General features: G+C 65.0%; 15 protein-coding genes. 4 read left to right on the top strand and 11 right to left on the bottom strand.

Features of this window, described 5'->3' with window-relative positions:
* Positions 1–5 precede the first annotated feature (5 nt).
* Genes F3J43_RS21840 through arnB form a run of 9 tightly spaced genes read right to left on the bottom strand, consistent with a single transcriptional unit; the run spans position 6 to position 10,419 of the window.
* Positions 6–1,598 (bottom strand): ArnT family glycosyltransferase, encoded by a 1,593-nt coding sequence (locus tag F3J43_RS21840; RefSeq protein ID WP_205298024.1) that lies wholly within the window; start codon positions 1,596–1,598, stop codon positions 6–8.
* The gene (locus tag F3J43_RS21835) at positions 1,598–2,971 is read right to left on the bottom strand and encodes a UDP-glucose dehydrogenase family protein (RefSeq protein WP_166891967.1); all 1,374 of its coding nucleotides are present in this window, start codon (positions 2,969–2,971) and stop codon (positions 1,598–1,600) included. Before F3J43_RS21835 ends, F3J43_RS21840 begins: the two co-directional genes overlap by 1 nt.
* Positions 2,968–3,381, bottom strand: a complete 414-nt coding sequence (gene arnF / locus F3J43_RS21830; protein ID WP_166891964.1) for a 4-amino-4-deoxy-L-arabinose-phosphoundecaprenol flippase subunit ArnF — start codon at positions 3,379–3,381, stop codon at positions 2,968–2,970. Before arnF ends, F3J43_RS21835 begins: the two co-directional genes overlap by 4 nt.
* The gene (arnE, locus tag F3J43_RS21825; RefSeq protein ID WP_166891961.1) at positions 3,378–3,722 is read right to left on the bottom strand and encodes a 4-amino-4-deoxy-L-arabinose-phosphoundecaprenol flippase subunit ArnE; all 345 of its coding nucleotides are present in this window, start codon (positions 3,720–3,722) and stop codon (positions 3,378–3,380) included. Before arnE ends, arnF begins: the two co-directional genes overlap by 4 nt.
* The gene (arnT, locus tag F3J43_RS21820) at positions 3,719–5,368 is read right to left on the bottom strand and encodes a lipid IV(A) 4-amino-4-deoxy-L-arabinosyltransferase (RefSeq protein WP_166891958.1); all 1,650 of its coding nucleotides are present in this window, start codon (positions 5,366–5,368) and stop codon (positions 3,719–3,721) included. The genes arnE and arnT (F3J43_RS21820) overlap by 4 nt, the downstream gene beginning before the upstream one ends.
* A complete protein-coding gene (gene arnD, locus F3J43_RS21815; RefSeq protein WP_205298031.1) occupies positions 5,365–6,252 on the bottom strand; it encodes a 4-deoxy-4-formamido-L-arabinose-phosphoundecaprenol deformylase in 888 nt (295 codons plus the stop codon). The genes arnT (F3J43_RS21820) and arnD overlap by 4 nt, the downstream gene beginning before the upstream one ends.
* Entirely contained in the window at positions 6,249–8,255 is a 2,007-nt protein-coding gene (gene arnA / locus F3J43_RS21810) for a bifunctional UDP-4-amino-4-deoxy-L-arabinose formyltransferase/UDP-glucuronic acid oxidase ArnA (RefSeq protein WP_166891952.1), read from the bottom strand. Before arnA ends, arnD begins: the two co-directional genes overlap by 4 nt.
* Positions 8,252–9,274, bottom strand: coding sequence for an undecaprenyl-phosphate 4-deoxy-4-formamido-L-arabinose transferase (arnC, locus tag F3J43_RS21805; protein ID WP_166891947.1), 1,023 nt, complete (start codon positions 9,272–9,274; stop codon positions 8,252–8,254). Before arnC ends, arnA begins: the two co-directional genes overlap by 4 nt.
* A complete protein-coding gene (gene arnB, locus F3J43_RS21800; protein WP_166891944.1) occupies positions 9,271–10,419 on the bottom strand; it encodes a UDP-4-amino-4-deoxy-L-arabinose aminotransferase in 1,149 nt (382 codons plus the stop codon). Before arnB ends, arnC begins: the two co-directional genes overlap by 4 nt.
* A 23-nt stretch (positions 10,420–10,442) precedes the next feature.
* On the opposite strand from arnB, the gene F3J43_RS21795 reads away from it, so the two are divergent.
* Positions 10,443–10,628, top strand: a complete 186-nt coding sequence (locus tag F3J43_RS21795; RefSeq protein ID WP_166891939.1) for a hypothetical protein — start codon at positions 10,443–10,445, stop codon at positions 10,626–10,628.
* Between the two features lie 163 nt (positions 10,629–10,791).
* Here F3J43_RS21795 and F3J43_RS21790 read toward each other — a convergent pair whose 3' ends face one another.
* Both F3J43_RS21790 and arnT (F3J43_RS21785) read right to left on the bottom strand, forming a co-directional pair.
* A complete protein-coding gene (locus F3J43_RS21790; protein ID WP_166891936.1) occupies positions 10,792–12,306 on the bottom strand; it encodes an ArnT family glycosyltransferase in 1,515 nt (504 codons plus the stop codon).
* On the bottom strand, positions 12,303–14,024 hold the full coding sequence (gene arnT, locus F3J43_RS21785) for a lipid IV(A) 4-amino-4-deoxy-L-arabinosyltransferase (protein ID WP_166891916.1): 1,722 nt from the start codon (positions 14,022–14,024) through the stop codon (positions 12,303–12,305). Before arnT (F3J43_RS21785) ends, F3J43_RS21790 begins: the two co-directional genes overlap by 4 nt.
* A gap of 375 nt (positions 14,025–14,399) precedes the next feature.
* Between arnT (F3J43_RS21785) and fos the strand changes: the two genes are divergently transcribed.
* From fos to F3J43_RS21770, 3 genes are all read left to right on the top strand, one after another.
* Positions 14,400–14,810: a fosfomycin resistance glutathione transferase gene (fos, locus tag F3J43_RS21780; protein ID WP_166891913.1), complete on the top strand. Its 411-nt coding sequence runs from the start codon at positions 14,400–14,402 to the stop codon at positions 14,808–14,810.
* A 90-nt stretch (positions 14,811–14,900) separates the two neighbouring features.
* Positions 14,901–15,401: a methylated-DNA--[protein]-cysteine S-methyltransferase gene (locus F3J43_RS21775; protein ID WP_166891910.1), complete on the top strand. Its 501-nt coding sequence runs from the start codon at positions 14,901–14,903 to the stop codon at positions 15,399–15,401.
* A 3-nt stretch (positions 15,402–15,404) separates the two neighbouring features.
* Complete coding sequence (locus F3J43_RS21770; protein ID WP_166891907.1) at positions 15,405–15,698, top strand: hypothetical protein; 294 nt, start codon at positions 15,405–15,407, stop codon at positions 15,696–15,698.
* Positions 15,699–16,101: the final 403 nt, after the last annotated feature.

Raw genomic sequence — 16,101 nt, 5'->3', positions numbered from 1 at the left:
CCTCGTCAGGGCTCGCGGTATAGCAGTACGTAGTCGTTGTTGTCGAAGCGCCCGTTCAGTTGCGGGTGCAGCGCCTGGGCCGACGTCGCTTGCAATGCCTGGAAGTCGTGTCGATCCATCATCAACCATGCCGGGCCAGGCACGGCCTGCAACTGTGCAGGCGTTTCGCTGAATACCGGTTGCAGGTCCTGGTCAAGGTTGACCATGAATTTGATGGCCTTGGCGTCCTTGCCCAGGCGGTGCAGCACCAGCGGGGCAGGGTGCTGCGCGATCTCGGCGGCCACGGCCTGGCTGAAGCCACGGGTGTCGTACAGGCGCCGTTCCACGGGCTCGAATACCACCACGTACACCAACCACAGCGCGAGCACCGCACAGCCGGCCATGACCTCTGCTCGCCAGCGCGGCAACCACAGTCGAGACACTGCCGCCACTTGCAGTACCAGCAACACCGCAACGGGCACGCCGATGTCTGCCAACTGCGCGGGATATCGCCGTTGGACGATCAACAGTGCGATGGCCAGCAGGCCAGGCGTCAGCAGCCACAGTGCGAGCACGATGCGGCGCAACCAGGCAAAGCAACGCCCGTGGAGCACCTGGAACGGGTAGGCGGCAACGATCGCCACCATCGGCAGCATCGGCAGCAGGTAGCGGGCTTTCTTCGCCTGTGGGATCGACAGGCCGAGCATGACCACCAGCGCGGCTGCCGTGCAGTACCACACCAGGCTCAGCGCCGGCCCGCGCTGTTGCTCGCGCCCCAGCCAGGCGGCCAGCAGCCCGGGCAAGGCGAGGGGATAGGCCAGCGCGTAGTTGCCCAGCGAGCTGGTGAAATAGAACAGCGCGCCACTGGAGCCCTCGCTACCGTCCATGCGACCCATGAACTGCATGCGGATCACATCCTGCAGGAACGCTTCGCCGCCACTGACCCGTGCCAGCCACAGCAGCAGCCCGATACAGGCGGCAAGCAGCAGGCTGGCCAGCAGGCCAAACAGCAGCAGTCGCCGCCACTGGCCGGTGAGCAGGTAGTAACCACACAGCATGCCGGTCGGCACCACCAGGCCAATAGGGCCACGGATGCCGAATCCCAGCAGCAGCAAGACAAAGACCCAGGGCCAGCGCCGCCCGGCGCCACGGTGATCGTGGGCGTAGCCGAGGTAGAACACGGCCAGTGCGACAGCCGCGAGCATCAGGTCCTGGGACACGGCGCGCACTTCGCTGACGAAGGTCGCGGTCAGCAGCAGCAGGACGATGCTGCTCCAGGCCCAGCGCTGCGAGAAGGGCGCCAGCAGTCGGTACATCAAGGTGACGATGACCGCGCCGGCAATGGCGCTGGGCAGCCAAGCGCTCAAGCTGTCGACCGCGCCGAACGGCAGCGACAGCAGCCAGATGAACAACGTCGAGAGCGCCGTGTAGTCTGCGTAGGGCTGCCCGTAGGTGGTCGGGAACACGGTTGGCCCATGGCGCAGCATTTCCTGGGCGAACAGCACGAAGCGCGAGTCGAAGCCGATGGGCGCCTGCCCATGCGCCCCGGCGCAGAACAGCAACAGTGCCAGCAGCCCTGCGAACAGGGACTGCCGGCGGATGGCGGGCGACAGGGTCATCACGCCGCTGCCGTGGTCCGGCGCGGTTGCCCGGGGGCTACCGGCAACTGGCAGGAGTCGCCACGGCCGATCGGGAAGTACTTGAAGCCTTTGCGCGACAGGCGCTCGGCGTCATACAGGTTGCGCCCGTCGAAGATCACCGGTGCCTTGAGGCGTTGCTGGATCAACTCGAAGTCCGGTGCCTTGAACTGCTGCCATTCGGTGCAGATGATCAGCGCGTCGGCACCAGACAGCACCGACTCCGGCGTCCCCATCAGCATCAGCTTTTCCTCGTCCGGGTACAGGTGCTGGGTTTCCTGCATGGCCTCGGGATCGAACGCGCGCACGCTGGCGCCGGCGGCCCACAGCGACTCGAGCAGCACCCGGCTGGGCGCATCGCGCATGTCGTCGGTGTTGGGCTTGAACGCCAGGCCCCAGACCGCGAAGGTCTTGCCGCGCAGGTCGCCCTGGTAGAACGCCTTGATCCGTTCGAACAGCTTGTGCTTCTGCCGTTCGTTGATGGCCTCGACTGCCTGCAGCAGGTCGCTGGAGCAGTGGGCCTGCTCGGCACTGTGGATCAACGCGCGCATGTCCTTGGGGAAGCATGAGCCGCCATAGCCGCAGCCGGGGTAGATGAAGTGGTAGCCGATGCGGGTGTCGGCGCCGATGCCCTGGCGCACCGACTCGATGTCGGCGCCCAGGTGCTCGGCCAGTTCGGCGATCTGGTTGATGAAGCTGATCTTGGTGGCGAGCATGCAGTTGGCGGCGTACTTGGTCAGCTCGGCGCTGCGCAGGTCCATGAACATGATGCGGTCATGGTTGCGGTTGAACGGCGAGTAGAGGTCGCGCATCACGTCGCGCACATCCTCGCCTTCGCAGCCGATGACGATGCGGTCTGGGCGGCGGCAGTCGGCGACGGCCGAGCCTTCCTTGAGGAACTCCGGGTTGGAGACGATATCGATGCGCAGCTCGCGGCCACCCAGCGCGGCATCGATATGGGCGCGCAGCTTGTCGCCGGTGCCGACCGGCACGGTGGACTTTTCCACCAGGATCAGCGGCAGCTGGCGGTGGCGGGCCACTGCCTCGCCGACCGACATCACATACTTGAGGTCGGCCGAGCCATCCGCGCAGGAGGGCGTGCCAACGGCGATGAAGGCGACGCGGCCATGCTCGACGGCGAGCTTTTCATCCGTGGTGAAGTGCAGCCGGCCACCGTCCATGCCTTCGCGCACCAGGCTGGAAAGGCCTGGCTCATAGATGCTGACATGGCCCTGGCGCAACAATTCGACCTTCTTTTCGTCGACATCCATGCAGACGACATCGTGGCCGACTTCGGCCAGTACCGCGGCTTGCACCAGGCCGACGTAACCGCTGCCAAACACTGTGATTTTCATGGAGCACTCCTGAACGCGGGCGCACGGGCCGGACGGGTATTGATAGTGATGACACCGAGCATGACCAGTGCCACGCCCAGTGATTTGGTAAGAGAGAACGATTCGTCGAACAGCGGCAGGCTGGCCGCCAGCAGGTAGACCAGGGCGTAGCTCAGGCTCAGCAGCGAGTAGGCCCGGCCCAGCGGCAGGTCGCGCAGGGCCAGCAGCCAGCAGAGCATCGACAGGGCATAGGCGGCGATCGCTGCCAGCACCACGACCACGGGCAGGGCGGCGATGCCCTGGCCCGTGAGCGCGGCCAGCCATTCACTGGGCTGTGGCAGGCGAGTCATGCTCCAGCGCATGGCCAGTTGGGCGCCACTGACCAGCAGCACGCTGCCCAGGGCAAAGGTGATACCCAGGCGCTGGTTCATGCTTGCTGTCCCAGCAGGGCCACACCGGCGATGACCAGGGCCACGCCGAGCCAGTGACGGCGGTCGACCGGCTCATGGAAGGCGAAGCGTGCGATCAGGGTGATCAGCACGAAGTTCAGACTGAGCATCGGGTAGGCGATGCCGACCGCCATGCGCTGCAGCACCAGCAGCCAGACCAGCAGGCCGCTGCCAAGCGCGGCCAGGGCCAGCCACAGCCACCCGGAGCGCAGCTTGCTGGTCCAGGTGCTGTCCTGCCCGCGCCAGCTTTCCACGGCGAACTTCTGTGCCACCTGGCCCAGGCAGGTCAGCAGGCAGGCGCCCAGCAGCAACAGCCAGCTCATGGCGTGTCCCCGGGCAGGATGACGATCACCAGGTTGCCTTGCTCGTAGCGTGTGCCGTCGTCGGGCAGCAGGTCGAGCTCGCGGCGCTCGTCCTCGCCCTTGACCCGCATCACCACGGCGACCGGACCGGTCCGGCGGGCGTCGTCAATCCACTGCTCTACAGTGGTGTCGGTCACCCGTTGCGCGGCACCTTCAGGATAGGCCAGGCCGTACTTGAGTTCGCCGACGGTGTTGTACAGCGCGACTTTCGGCTGCTGCAGGCGCCAGGCCAGGGCCGACGCCGCACCGAGGTCGTTGCTCAGCAGGTGGGTGGCGCCGGACAACTCGTCGAGGTGTTCGAGAATGAACTGGTCGGGGGTCTTGTTGGCTTCCACCGACTTGGGCAGTGCGGCCGGCATCAGGCCGACCAGCAGCAGGCTGCCCAGTGCCGGTGCGGCCCAGCAACGCAGCGGCGACATGGCCTGGGCCAGGCTGGCGATGACCCATCCGCTCAGCGCCACGCACAGCAGCAGCAAGGTGGACAACTCGTGTTCATACACGGGTTTCTTCAACTGCAGCCAGGCCAGCGCGATCAGCGCGACCACGCCCAGGGCCAGGTTGATCCAGCCATTGATGCCCAAGGCCCGGCCTTGCTGCTGGCGCAGCCGGTCGGCCAGCGCGTGGCCCAGCAACAGGGCCAGGGGCAGCAGGCAGGGCAGGATGTAGGTCGGCAGCTTGCCTTTGCTCAGGCTGAAGAACAGCAAGGGCATCAGCAGCCACAGCAGCAGGAAGCCGATACGTGGCTGGACGCGTTCCTGCCAGGCCTGCTTCAGCGCTGTTGGCAGCAATCCGACCCAGGGCAGGCTGAAGGCTACCAGCAAGGGCAGGTAGAACCACCAGGGCGCGTCATGCTGGGCGTTGTTGCCAGCAAAGCGGCGAATATGTTCATGCCAGAAGAAGAACCGCCAGTAGTCCGGCTCCTGGGCATGCACGGCCAGCACCCACGGCAGGCTGACCAGAATCGCCACGCCGACCGCCACGGGGCCGTAGACCAGTAGCTCGCGCCAGCGTTTCTGCCAGAGTATCCACGGCAGTGCGATCAGCACCGGCAGCAGCCAGGCGAGAAAACCCTTGGTCATGAAGCCCATGCCACAGGCCAGGCCGAGTACCGCCCAGGCCGCCAGGCGTTGCCCGGTGCCGCGGCTGTCCAGGGTGAACCACAGGGCAACCAGGCTGAGGTTGACCCACAGGGTGAACTGCGGGTCCAGGTTGGCGTAGCCGGCCTGGCCGGCGACCATGGCGAAGCTCATGTAGAGCAGGGCGCAAGCCAGGCTCTTGCGTGGGTCGTTCCACAGGCGGCGGGCCATCAGGAAGCACAGCAGCACGCTCAGTCCGGTACTCAGTGCCGAGGCGAAGCGCACGCCGAACAGGTTCTGGCCGAACAGCCCCTGGCTGAGGGCGATCATCCAGTAGCCGGCGGCCGGTTTTTCGAAGTAGCGCAGCCCCATGAAGTGCGGCGCGACCCAGTCGCCGCTGAGCAACATCTCCTGGCTGATCTGCGCATAGCGGGTTTCGTCGGGGATCCACAGGCCGTGGCTGCCCAGCGGCAGCAGGTAGGCCAGCACGAACAGCCCCAGCAACAGCGGTAGTGTCCAGCGTTTGCTCATGCCCCTTGCACTCCCAGCCAGCCTTCACGGCCATCCAGGACGCCGCGCTGCACGCAGGCGATAGGCAGGGTGTCGAGCGAGGAGGGCAGCAAGTCCCCCAAAGGTTTGAACGTGATGCCACGCTGGCGTGCGTCAGCCAGCAACTGGCGAAAATCCTGAGCCATCAGAATCCCTTCTACTTCTGCATGGATGGTGTAGACGTTGAGTGCTTGTGGGCGGAATCGCCCGAGGATGAAGGCGTTGAAGTCCGCGGCGGCGACCTGCGGACCGACGACTTCGTCGAAGGTCGGCAGGTCCACCGGGACCTGTGGCGCCCCCGGCGTGCCATCGGCCAGGCGAGGGCGGAACAGGCTGGCTCCGCGGCAGTCGCTGTTATAGCGAAAGCCGAAGGCCTGCTTGGCCTCGATCACCCGTTCGTCCGCGCGCCAACCGGCGGCGGCCGAGCAGTCGACCGGCGCACCGAGAATGTCGCTGAGGGTGTCGACCCCCTGGCGGATCTGCTCGATCAGCTGCGTTTCGCTCCAGCGCCCGGCGTTGGCCTGCCAGCCATGGTGGTCCCAGGCATGCAGGCCGACCTCGTGGCCGGCGTCCCGGGCCTGACGCATCAGGTGCCCGAGGTCGCGACCTATCGGCTTGCCGGGCCAGGCGGTGCCGGCCAGGAGAATGTCCCAGCCGTACAGCCCGGCGGCATTGGAGCGCAGCATCTTCCACAGGAATTGCGGACGGATCAGCCGCCACAGGTGGCGGCCCATGTTGTCCGGCCCGACACTGAAGAAGAAGGTCGCCTTGACCTGGGCCTCGTCGAGCAGTTCCAGCAGACGCGGCACACCTTCACGGGTGCCGCGGTAGGTATCGACATCGATGCGCAACCCTGCCTGCATCAGCGTGCTTCTTCTGCCGGACGGGCCTCGATCTCGCGCATGGCTTCGCGCAGGAAGAAGTCCAGGGTGTTGCCGATGGTCTCGCGCATCTCCACGGTCGGCTCCCAGTTCAACAGGCGCTTGGCGTTGGCGATGCTCGGCTTGCGGTGGGACACGTCCTGGTAGCCGCCGCCGTAGAACGCCTTGCTCTCGACGTCGCGGAAACCGGCGAACGGCGGGAAGTGGCCACGCAGCGGGTGAGCTTCGAACTGACGCAGCAGTTCTTCGCCCAGCTGGCGGATGCTGGCCTCGTTGTCCGGGTTGCCGATGTTGATGATCTGGCCGTTGCAGACATCGTTGTCGTTGTCGATGATCCGTGCCAGGGCCTCGACACCGTCGGCGATGTCGGTGAAGCAGCGCTTCTGCTCGCCGCCGTCGAACAGGCGGATCGGCGTGCCTTCCACCAGGTTCAGGATCAGCTGGGTGATGGCCCGGGAGCTGCCGATGCGCGCGGAGTCCAGGCGGTCCAGGCGTGGCCCCATCCAGTTGAACGGACGGAACAGGGTGAAGTTCAGGCCCTTCTGGCCATAGGCCCAGATCACCCGGTCGAGCAGTTGCTTGGAGACCGAGTAGATCCAGCGCTGCTTGTTGATCGGCCCGACCACCAGGTTGGAGCTGTCCTCGTCGAAGTTCGGGTCCTGGCACATGCCATAGACTTCCGAGGTCGAAGGGAAGATCACCCGCTTGTTGTACTTGACGCAGTAGCGCACCAGACGCAGGTTTTCCTCGAAGTCCAGCTCGAACACACGCAGCGGGTTGCGGGTGTATTCGATCGGCGTGGCGATGGCCACCAGCGGCAGCACCACGTCGCATTTCTTGATGTGGTACTCGATCCACTCGGAGTGGATGCTGATGTCGCCTTCGACGAAGTGGAAGCGCGGGTGATGGCGCAGGCGCTCGATGGCGTCGGAGCCGATGTCCAGGCCGTAGATCTCGTAGCGCTCGTCACTGAGCAGACGCTCGGACAGGTGGTTGCCGATGAAGCCGTTGACGCCCAGGATCAGTACCCGGGTGCGACGTGCCGGCCGGCCAGCGTCGCCGCCGCGCAGCAGCGAGCCTTCGACCAGGCCCAGCTCGTTGGCCAGTTGCGGGCCGCTCAGGAACAGGCCGTTGTCGTTGCGCTGGCCGGCGCTGATCACCAGCGAGTCCTGGCCGCAGGCGATGCGCAGCGGGTCGGTGCTGATCACCCGGCCCGGGGCCAGGCCATCGTTGCCCTTGACCACGTCGGCGCTCCAGACGATCAGCTTGTGCTCGCCGACCGGGCAGAATGCGCCGGGGTAGGGCTGGGTCACTGCACGGACCAGGTTGAACAGGGTTTCGGCAGGCTGTTTCCAGTCCAGGCGGCCGTCGGCCGGGGTACGGCGGCCGAACACGGTGGCCTTGGACTCGTCCTGCGGGGTTTCGCTGACCTTGCCCTGGCGCAGCGCCGGCAAGGTGTCGCGCAGCAGGTCGGCGGCAGCGCTGCGCAGCTTGCCGTGCAGGCTCAGCGCGGTGTCGCTGCGTTCGATGGCGACGCGCAGTTGGGCGACGATGGCGCCAGCGTCGGCGCGCTTGACCATGCGGTGCAGGGTGACGCCGGTTTCGGTCTCGCCGTTGACCAGCACCCAGTTGGCCGGTGCGCGACCACGGTAGCGCGGCAGCAGCGAACCGTGCAGGTTGAAGGCGCCCTTGCGGCCGGTGGCCAGCAGCGGTTCGCTCAGCAGGTTGCGGTAGTAGAACGAGAACAGGTAGTCCGGGTTGAGCTGGCTGATGCGCTCGACCCACAGCGGGTGGTTGACGTCATCGGGCGCATGCACCGGGATGCCCTTGCGCGCGCACAGCTGGGCGACCGAGCCGTAGAAGGTGTTTTCCTTGGGATCGTCGGCATGAGTGAACACCGCTGCAATGTCGTAGCCGCAGTCGAGCAGGGCTTCAATGCCGGCGCAGCCGATATCGTGATAGGCGAAGACAACAGTTTTTGCACTCATGGGGTGACCTGACCAGAAGTAGAAGAAGTGAAACCATCAACCGTGACAGCGGCTGCCGGAGTAGGGGCAGGGCCGCTGCGCAGGACTTTCTCGATGAAGAACCGTGGGCGGGCGCGCACGTCGCTGTACATGCGCCCCAGGTATTCGCCCAGCAGGCCCATGCCGATGAACTGGCCACCGGTGAACACGAACAGGACGGCGAACAGCACGAACAGGCCGTTACCGGCCCAGCCCGGGCCGAAGGCCAGGCGCAGCACGATCAGGGCCACGGCGAACAGCACGCCGAGCGCGGCCATGCTGAAACCGACGATGCTCAGCAGACGCAAGGGCGTGGTGGTCATGCAGGTGATCAGGTCGAACATCAGGCTGATCAGGCGCATCGGGCTGTACTTCGAGTCCCCGTGTTCGCGCTCGGCGTGGTTCACGATGATCTCGGTGGTGTGGCGGGCGAAGCTGTTGGCCAGGATCGGGATGAAGGTGCTGCGCTCGCGGCAGGCGAGCATGGCGTCGATCACCGTGCGGCGGTAGGCGCGCAGCATGCAGCCGTAGTCGCTCATGGCCACGCCTGTGGAACGTTTCACGGCGTAGTTGATCACCTTCGATGGCCAGCGGCGCAGGGCCGAGTCCTGGCGGTTGCTGCGCACCGTGCCGACCACGTCGAAGCCGCGTTCGGCCTCGGCGACCAGGCGCGGGATTTCTTCCGGCGGGTTCTGCAGGTCGGCGTCGAGGGTGATCACCACGTCGCCCTTGCATTGCTCGAAGCCGGCCATGATCGCCGCGTGCTGACCGTAGTTGCGGTTGAGAATGACCGCCACGAACGGGCTGTTCTCGGCCTTGGCGGCGTCTTCGAGAATTTGCGCGGAGTCGTCACGGCTGCCGTCGTCGACCAGCACGATTTCATAGGGGTGGCGCAGTTGCTGGCAGGCCGCGCCGGTGCGGCGCAGCAGCTCGGGCAGGCTCTCCTGTTCGTTGTAGACCGGGATGACGATCGACACGCAGTTAATCGGGTAAGGTCTCACGCCTGTTTTTCCATAAGCAGTTCAATGGCACCCACGACCCGGTCCAGGTCGTGGTCGGTCATGTCGGGGAACAAGGGGATCGAGCACAGCCGTGCCGAGTTCCATTCGGTGTTGGGTAGCGACACATCGGGATAACGCTGGCGGTACCAGGTGTGCAGGTGGGTGGCGATGAAGTGGATGCCGGTGCCGATGCCACGTTCCTGCAGGCCTTTCATGAAGGCTTCGCGGTCGAGGCCGCAGCGTTCGCTGTCGATGCGCAGGATGTACAGGTGCCAGGCGTGTTGCTGCGCGTACTGCGGTACGGCCAGGGGCTGCACCGGCAGGCCTTCCAGGCGTTGCTGGTAGCGTGCGGCCAGTTCGCTGCGGCGGGCGTTGATCGCGTCCAGGCGCTTGAGTTGCACCAGGGCGATGGCGGCGTTGATGTCGGCGAGGTTGTACTTGAAGCCTGGCTCCATGACCTGGGCCTGGGGCTTGCGGCCGTGGGTCAGGCGGTCATAGGCGTCTACACCGAGGCCGTGGAACTTGAGCATGCGCACCCGGTTGGCCAGGGCTTCGTCGTCGGTGACGAACATCGCGCCCTCGGCGCAGGTCATGTTCTTGATCGCGTGGAACGAGAAGATCGCCGTGCCCTGGGCACCGACATGGCGGCCCTTGTAGCGGGTGCCGACGGCGTGGGCGGCATCCTCGATGACGCTGATGCCATGCTTGTCGGCCAGGGCGTACAACGGATCGAGGTCGAAGGCGGCACCGGCGTAGTGCACCGGAATGATGGCCTTGGTCCGCGCAGTGATGGCAGCCTCGATGCGCGCTGCGTCGGTCATCAGGGTGTCGCGGTCGACATCGACGAACACGGGTGTTGCGCCGAGCAGGGCGATCATGTTGGCGGTGGACACCCAGGTCTGCGACGGGGTGATGACCTCGTCCCCGGGGCCGATGCCCAGGGCCAGCAGGGCGATGTGCATGCCGCCGGTGGCGGATGACAGGGCGATGGCATGACGGCAACCGACGTACTGGGCGAACTGCTCTTCAAGTGCCTGGTTCTGTGGTCCGGTGGTGATCCAGCCCGAGCGCAGGACCTGCTCGACAGCCGCGATTTCTTCTTCGCCTATACTCGGGCGGGAGAAGGGGAGAAACGCCTCACTCATGAGCACCTCGGTGATGCAGGAAAATGACAGAACCCATTGATTTCATTGGATCCAATCACAGCGTAGACGCAAAAAAAGCTTTTGCATCCAGTGCATTGGCAAAAAGGTATTACGTTGCGCAGGGTCAGTTTTTCGGCATTGACCTGGCCGTGCATGCCTCAAGGCGTTATCCGGCAAAGGGTATGCCGGTTTTTGTGAAAGAAGTATGAAAAAGCAGTTGGTGTCTCGTGATATCTAAAATACCGACAGCTCTGGTTCAGGTTTGTGATTTAGTGTGCTTATGTTTAATAAAGTGTGAAGTTGGCAAGTAACTGACTCGGTTAGGGTTTTTTTATGCTTGCAATTGGCTGAAGTGTCACTTCTGCTGGCCGGTCAGGCCTTCGGTATATAAGCCACGCTCTGGTCTTCGCGGGCATGCAACCATCGCTCGCCCCTGCTGGGCAGGGTAGTGACGATCTGGTGATCGCCGCCCAGGTAACCGAACGGTGGCGTCTCGCCATGGCGGTAATGCGCCACGATGATCGTGCGCTGCGGATCCCAATGTTCGCCGCTGGTGCGCTCCAGCCAGGCCATGAGGGCGCTGGTGTCGCCGCTGCGCGGGTAGTCCTGGGTCTGCTCCACGTAGTAGAAGGGTGCGCCGCCGGTCTGCAGGTACATGGGCAGCTTGTTGTCCACCTCGACCATGACCAGTCGCCACTGTGTCAGGGGGGCCTGCCGGCTCGCCAGCTCGCGCACGGCCTCGCCGAAGCGGATCACGCCGCCACCGCTGTTGCTCCAGGGCACCAGGACACCAAGCACGGCCACCAGCAGCGCGGCAGTCACCCCGAAGCCCAGGTGCAGGCCACGCCCCTTGGATTGGCGCGCGGCCATCCAGCGCGTGACCCACCAGGCGCCGAGCAGTTGCGCGAAGGGCACCAGGGGCAGCACGTAGTAGCTGCGTCGGCTGCCGCTGGCGGTGAAGAACAGCATCAGCAGGCCAAGCCCCTGGATCAGCCAGCGGGTATCCGGCTCGACCTGTCGCCAGTGACGCAGGGCCACCCACAGCGCGAGGATCCAGCAGGGGGCCCAGGGCAGGGTGTAGACCGGCAGGTAGATCAGGTAGGTGTAGATCGGTCCGAGGTTGTCGAAGGGCTGGAAGAAACGCACCACATTTTCCCGCAGCACCAGCCCGAGGCCGCTTTCGCCGTAGTTGGGCGTGCCGTACAGGTGCGACAGCAGGAACGGCGTCATGTACAGCGCCCCGGCCAGCAGCAGGGCCGCCGCCAGGCGCAGGTTCAGGTGGCGACGCCAGCGCCGTTCACCGAGCAGGTGCGGCAACAGCAGCAGCCCCGGCAGGATGAAACCGATCAGCCCCTTGAACAGCGAGGTCAGGGCCAGCAGCCCGAAGAACCCGGCGTAGCGCCAGAAACGGGTGTCCTCCGGCCCCCGCCAATACCACCAGACCGCCGCCAGCACCCCGCACACGGTGAGGATATCGGCGGTGGCGACCCGCGCCCAGAACACGAAATAGAAGGTCGTGGCCAGCATCCAGCCGGCGATCAGGCCGGTACCCTTGCGAAACAGGCGCTCGCCCAGCAGGTACACCAGCCAGACACTCAACCACGCCGCGACGACCGAGGACAGGCGCAGCGACCAGGGCCCCAGGCCACCGGTCAGCCAGCTGCTGGCAGTGATCAGCCAGTACGACAGCAGGGGCTTGTCGTAATAGGCGCTGCCCTTGAGGTAGGGGTCGAAGTAGTCGCCGCTCTGCAGCATCTGCAGGGCGATGTTGGCCCAGCGGGTTTCCGCGCCCCACAGCTCGCGACTGCCCAGGCCGAACGTCAGCATCAGGGCGGTGGCGGCCAGCAATATCAGCAGGGCGCGTCGATCGGTACGGCTCGGGTTCATGGTTGGCTCTGAGGAATGATGAAGATTTCCAGCTTGCCGCGACGGTAGTGCTCGGCATCCTTGGGCAGCGCCTCGATCTCCTCCAGGTCCTGCTTGCCGTTGACCCGTATCACCACACCGATCGAGCCCTTGCTGCGAGCCTCGGCGAGCCAGGGCCCGATGTCCTCGAGGCTGACCTTGCGCGCGGCCATGGCCGGGTCGCCAAGGCCGTACTTGAGTTCGCCGACGGTGTTGAACAGCACCACCTCAGGCCGGCGCAGGCGCCACGACAGGGCCGATGCCGCGCCCAGGTCGTTGCTCAGCAAGGTGTGGGTTGCGCCCAGCGCCTGCTGGTGCTCGGCGATGAACTGGTCGGGCATCTTGCTGTCGACGATGCTCGCCGGCATCGCCGCCGGCAGCAGCGCGACCAGCATGCCGATGCCCAGTGCCGGCATTGCCCACAGGGTCAACGGGCGCAGGATCTGCAGTGAGTTGGCGATCAGCCAGGTGGTCAGCACGACACAGGCCAGCAGCAGGCTGAACATCTCGGCGTGCTGGTAGACCTGCCGGCTCGTCTGCAGGTAGGCCAGGGCCAGCAGGGCGGCGGCGGCGAGCACGGTATTGACCGCGCCATTCAGGCGCAGGGCACGGCTGTCCTGGCCTTCCAGCCAGCTGTTCACGCGCTTGGCCATCAACAGGGCCAGGGGCAGCAGGCAGGGCATGATGTAGGTGGGCAGCTTGCCGCTGCTGGCACTGAAGAACACCAGGGGCAGCAGGAACCACAGGGCGAGGAATGCCGTCTTCGGCTCCCGTCGCTCGCGCCAGGCGCGCAGCAGGGTAGAGGGCAGCAGCACGGCCCAAGGCAGGCTGGCGGCGAACATCAGCGGCAGGTAGAACCACCATGGGCGGGCATGCTGGGCATCCTCGCCGGCCGCGAAGCGGCGGATATGCTCGTGCCAGAAGAAGAACCGCCAGAAGTCCGGTTCCCGGGCATGCACCGCCAGCACCCAGGGCAGGCTGATCGCCACGGCTACCAGCACCGCGACCGGGCCATAGCGCAGCAGCTCGGCGAAACGCCGTTGCCAGAGCATGTAGGGCAGGGTGATCAGCACCGGCAGCAGCAGGGCCAGAAAGCCCTTGGTCATCAGGCCCATGCCACAGGCGGCGCCCAGCAGTGCCCAGGCCAGCAGGCGGGAGCGCGAGGTCTGGCTGTCGATGGCGAACCATACCGCCACCAGGCTCAGGTTGACCCACAGGGTGAACTGCGGGTCGAGGTTGGCGTAGCCGGCCTGGCCGGCGATCAGGCCGAAGCTCATGTACAGCAGGGCGGCGGCGGCGCTGATGCGCGGGGTGTTCCACAGCCGGCGGGCGATCAGGTAGGCCAGGCAGATGCTGATGCCGGTACTCAGGGCCGAGGCGATGCGTACGCCGAACAGGTTCTCGCCGAAGATCGCCTGGCCGAGGGCGATCATCCAGTAGCCGGCGATGGGTTTCTCGAAGTAGCGGATCCCCATGAAATGCGGGCCGACCCAGTTGCCGCTGAGCAGCATTTCCTGGCCGATCTGGGCGTAGCGGGTCTCGTCGGGGATCCACAGGCCATGGGACATCAGGGGCAGCAGGTAGAACACCACGAAGGCCAGCAGCAGGCCGGGAATGGCCAGGCGTTCGGCCAGTGAGGGTGTGGCGAGGGTGGGCAGGGAACGGACAGAGTGGCGCAGCGGACTGTTGTCGGACGTCATGAGTGGGCCTTGGTGCCAGGCGGTTCACAGGTTTCAGCGGGCGCTCGGGGCAATCCGATGCGAGCGCACCACTGGGTTGAATGAATACAGGGGCTTGACCTCGGGCTCGAGGTCCCGCATTCAGCGAACGGGCGCGCCTCCGGCGCGACGTTCTGACTGCAAGCCAAGCGTGAAAGCGGGAAAAGTCCAGCAGCATCAACAGTTTTGTTTGTTACCGTTTGTATTGCCGTTGGTAGTCGAACACGTCCCAGGCAACGCGTTGGCGAATCCTAGGCAGCAGGATGTACGGGCGCGGTGAAGAATCCGTGAAAAAGTTGCGAGGCTGATGCAGGCGTGGAATCCTCACGCCGATGTGCCCTTTGCGAGTCCATGGTCATGTTGAACGGTTTCAACCACCTCACCCTGGCGGTGTCCAGCCTGCCCGGCAGCATCGACTTCTATCAGCGCTTGCTCGGCTTCACGCTCAAGGCCCGTTGGGCGAACGGTGCCTACCTGTGCCTGGGCGAGCTTTGGCTGTGCCTGTCGCTCGATCCACTCGAGGGGCGACCTGCGCAGCACGGCTATACCCACTATGCGTTCTCCATCGACCAGCAGGATTTCGCCGCCTTCGGCCAGCACCTGCGCACGCACGACGTGCGCCTGTGGCGCCAGGACAAGAGCGAAGGGGACTCGCTGTATTTCCTCGACCCTGACGGGCATCAGCTCGAGGCGCATGTCGGCGACCTGCGTTCCCGGCTGGCGGCCTGCCGCGAACGCCCCTACGAGAACATGGTGTTCTTCGATTGATCGTGGAGGAGCGGTTCGCGCAAGAAAGCGGGTGCGTGTGCCGACTCGGATGGGTAGAGTGCCAGGTTCGTTCATTGCCCGGAGCTCAGCATGTCTTGCGCCTTCACCCTGATGCAATCGCCTGTCGGCGTGCTGACCCTGGCGGCACGTGGCGACCGCCTGGCCGCCGTGCTGTGGGAGCAGGAGCGGGAAAACCGGGTGCGCCTGGGCGAATTGCATCGTGACGACCAGCACCCGACGCTACGTGAAGCGGCGCGGCAACTGGGCGAGTATTTTGCCGGACAGCGCCAGTGTTTCGACCTTGAGCTGGATTTCGCCGGTACCGAGTTCCAGCGCCAGGTCTGGGCCGCGTTGCTGGCCATTCCATTCGGCCAGACCCGCAGCTACAGCGATATCGCCCGGCAGATCGGCAACCCCGACGCGGTCCGGGCGGTAGGCGCGGCCAACGGGCGCAATCCGATCTCGATCATCGCGCCTTGCCATCGGGTGATCGGGGCTTCGGGCCATCTGACCGGATTCGCCGGTGGCCTGGCGGCCAAGCAGTACCTGTTGGCGCTGGAGGGGCGGCAGAGCCTGGCCTTGGCGTTCTGAACGATGACACGCAAATCCCCTGGCCGCGGCATCAGCGCGTCGACAAGCGCACTCGGCTTCACCCTGCTTGGCGGTGTCCTGGCCTTCTGCACGCTGGCCCTGGCCTATGAGTGGATCGTCGACCTGCGCCGTGGCGTGCACCTGGTCTACAACCGTGCAGGGCCATCGCGGCTGTTCAGCCTGGCCGACGCGCCGGGTGCCTATTGGGCCTCGATGGTTGGTGCGGGCCTGGGCGTGCTGTTTCTGGCTGGCCTGACCTGGGTGTGCTTCTGGCTGGTGCGGCTGGTCCGGCAGTGAGCTGCCGGTTTCGAGCGCCCAAAGAAAAGCCCGCTGGGGGAGGCGGGCTAAGCGTTTCACGGATGAGGCTTCAACATGCCTGGGCAGGCGTGAAAATAATGTGAATAACCGAACATTTATTTTTTTATTTTCAATATCCACTCTAAATAATTATTCATTTCTGAAGTTTTGCAGTGCACGTCTTTAGTGACGCCTGATCTTTTATCAGGTATTGAAGCCGTTGCAGGGTTGAATTGGTTGTCATCTGGATATGTCGGACGTCATTGTTTCCCGCAAATGGATCCAGTTCATATAGCCAACTGACATAGTTCGAGCGGATTGCAACGCTAGAATCTACAAGTGCGATAACTAATAAAGGGGTTGTACCGTCCGTTGCTTGTCATCCATTACTGATGGGGGCTTG

Source organism: Pantoea sp. Cy-639 (assembly GCF_011752525.1).
GTDB lineage: Bacteria > Pseudomonadota > Gammaproteobacteria > Pseudomonadales > Pseudomonadaceae > Aquipseudomonas.
The sequence above is the reverse complement of the archived record's forward strand: the minus strand, read 5'-3'. Positions and strand labels throughout refer to the sequence as shown.